Source organism: Psychrobacter sp. AOP31-B2-9, assembly GCF_052378005.1.
Classification (GTDB): Bacteria; Pseudomonadota; Gammaproteobacteria; order Pseudomonadales; family Moraxellaceae; genus Psychrobacter.
In genome coordinates this window covers 1-2,805 of the sequence record NZ_JBQSXG010000227.1, presented here as the reverse complement: position 1 = coordinate 2,805, position 2,805 = coordinate 1, and the positions used below count along the sequence as shown (strand labels likewise).

Annotated in this window: 4 protein-coding genes; all 4 read left to right on the top strand. The window is 35.4% G+C overall.

The window, feature by feature from the left end; translation table 11 throughout:
* The coding region (locus ACT3SX_RS14630; protein ID WP_444761608.1) for a M12 family metallo-peptidase at positions 1-600 on the top strand (600 nt) is incomplete at its 5' end.
* Between the two features lie 31 nt (positions 601-631).
* On the top strand, positions 632-1,330 hold the full coding sequence (locus ACT3SX_RS14625; RefSeq protein ID WP_192520939.1) for a hypothetical protein: 699 nt from the start codon (positions 632-634) through the stop codon (positions 1,328-1,330).
* Between the two features lie 9 nt (positions 1,331-1,339).
* Positions 1,340-2,041, top strand: coding sequence for a hypothetical protein (locus tag ACT3SX_RS14620; RefSeq protein WP_444761811.1), 702 nt, complete (start codon positions 1,340-1,342; stop codon positions 2,039-2,041).
* Positions 2,042-2,050: 9 nt separating this feature from the next.
* Positions 2,051-2,758, top strand: a complete 708-nt coding sequence (locus ACT3SX_RS14615; RefSeq protein WP_444761810.1) for a hypothetical protein — start codon at positions 2,051-2,053, stop codon at positions 2,756-2,758.
* The last annotated feature ends 47 nt before the right edge of the window (positions 2,759-2,805 follow it).

The window sequence follows — 2,805 nt, the reverse complement described above, 5'->3', positions numbered from 1 at the left end:
GAGTATCCAGATAAGCAGATTCCATCAGGTAAGAGTCTAGAGTTAGTAAAAGATGTGATTACCGTATTTGAGTCACTTCATCCTATAGAGACTCTAGAATCTTCAAAAACAGAATTAAGATATAAAGGCTGGGTTGATAGCAATGATAATAAAAAAACCTTTGCCATCTTTACAGATTATCAAGTGGGTAAAGGCGTCTCTGCTATAGGCGGGGCTGCTGATGCTCGAAATACTAGCCAAGAAGAAAAGGATATTTGTAAGATTAATGGTGACAGTTGCTCTATGCTTTGGGGAAATGCGGTTGTGTACTATAGGACAGGTAAAAACTTACATGCTTTAGTTCATGAGCTTGGGCATAGCTTTGGTTTGGCACATACTTTTCAACGTGAAAGTGATGTAGGCGATTATGTCTCTCCTGCATACAGCTTTTATAGGGGTTATACCGATAATCTAATGGATTATAACGATAAAGCAAATCCAAGTCGTACTCCTCGAGCTGAAATATCCAATCCATTCGAAGGAAACATGCGAGCATTATTTAAATGGCAATGGGATATTTTACGTAGCGATAGAAGCATGAATTATTTCGATACTGAATAGTTACTATAATTAATTCTAGAAGGTTAATATTATGAAAGCGTCCAAACTTATTTTTATAGCAATGTCACTCTCATTAGCAAGCTGTACAAGCTTAAGTACTTCAAAAGTCATAGCTAGTGAGCCAGCACTACTACAAGATGATAAACAGGCAATGATAAATGAACCTGTCAATAATAACAAACCAGTAATATGCTATGAACCACCCGAATATGATAATCCACCGGAACTACCTGATACAGGAGTGCGCAGAGAGACTCCCATTGATATCGTACTGAAAGAGCTATTTATTGAAAGGCTAGAAGCCTCTTCTTTGTGGAGTAAAGTAAGCCACGTTAACTCTTTCAAAAGTGATTTTTCGTTAAGTGAGACAAATGGCTTTCTTCAAGTTCGTAGCAGTTCTACACATGTAAAGAAAATTTCTTATACCCCTCTAGATGTAAATAAAAGAAATAAATATGGACATCAGTTATTAGATCAAGAAAAATTTGCTATGACGGAGATTATTAATTTAGTGATTAATGATCACGAGAAAGCTGCTGCAGTCCTAGATCAGCTTTATCAGCAGTATCTTGTTAAAGTTAAGAATAATGATGTATTGAGTGACGGAGAAACATTGCATAGCTATGTTCGCTATAACGGTATATTGTTTGAGCTGTGGGGTTTAAGTAGAAATACACATCCTTTGGAAGTATGTAATTTCAATATGCTAACAACGCTGACAGTCAGTTAGAAATTGAACATGATTAAACTTATTTTTATAGCAATGTCGCTATCTTTAGCAAGTTGTACAACCTTAAGTACTTCAAAAGTCATAGCTAGTGAGCCAGCACTATTGCAAGATAATGAACAGGCAATAATAAATGAACCTATAAAGCCAGATAAACCAATAATATGTTATGAACCATCAGAATACGATAGTCTACCTGCATTACCTGAAATAGATATATTAAGAGATGCGTCTATTAATATTATTTCTAGAGAACTATTTATCAAAAGACTTAAAGCCTCTCCTTTATGGGAAAAAGTAAGCCGCGCCAACCTTTTCAAAAGTGATTTTTCATTAAATGATATAAACGGGTTTCTTCAAACCAGTGGCGATGGCCCTACCCCAAAGCAGATAAATAAAATTGCTTATTCGCCTTTAAGCGCAAAACAAAGAAATAAATACGGACATCAGCTATTGGATCAAGAAAAGTTTGCTATGACAGAAACTGTTAATTTAGTAATTAACGATCACGATAAAGCTGCTGAAATACTAGACCAGCTTTATCAGCAATATTTAGTCAAAGTAGAAAACAACGAAATTCTAAGTGACGATGAAACCTTACATACTTATATTCGTTACAACAATATATTGTTTGAGCTTTGGGGCATGAACCGAACCAGTCATTCTATCAAAGAGTGCAACTTAACCCTTTTAACAGGCTTGACAATTAATTAGGTGTGTTTCGTGGTTAAACTTATTTTTATAGCAATGTCACTCTCATTAGCAAGTTGTACAAGCTTAAGTACTTCAAAAGTCATGGCTAGTGAGCCAGCACTACTGCAAGATGATGAACAGGCAATAATAAGTGAACCTGTAAAGTCAGATAAATCAGTAATATGCTATGAACCACCCGAATATGATAATCCACCGGAACTACCTGATACAGGAGTGCGCAGAGAGACTCCCATTGATGTCGTACCGAAAGAGCTATTTATCGAAAGATTAGAAGCCTCTCCTTTATGGGAAAAAGTAAGTTATTCTAATCACTTTGAACGTGAGTTTTTACTGGAGAAAGTTAACGGTTTTCTTCAGATCAAAGGTGATGGTAGTTTTTCGAAGTCAGAAAAAATAACTAACATTGCTTACTTTCCCTTAGATATTGATGAAAGAAATAAATATGGACATCAACTATTGGATCAAGAAAAGTTTGCTATGACGGAGATTATTGATTTAGTGATTAATGATCACCAGAAAGCTGCTGCAATACTAGATCAGCTTTATCAACAATATTCAGTTAAAGTTAAGAATAATGACGTATTGAGTGATGGTAAAACGCTGCATAGCTATGTTCGCTATAACGGCATATTGTTTGAGCTGTGGGGTTTAAGTAGAAATACACATCCTTTGGAAGTATGTAATTTCAATATGCTAACAACGCTGACAATCAATTAGAAATTGAACATGATTAAGCTTAACCCCTGCTGTCAAATCCGTAGATA

Excerpts from the sequence above, each read along its gene's own strand:
- ACT3SX_RS14620 (WP_444761811.1), top strand. The coding sequence starts at position 1,340 with ATGATTAAACTTATTTTTATAGCAATGTCGCTATCTTTAGCAAGTTGT.
- ACT3SX_RS14625 (WP_192520939.1), top strand. The coding sequence starts at position 632 with ATGAAAGCGTCCAAACTTATTTTTATAGCAATGTCACTCTCATTAGCA.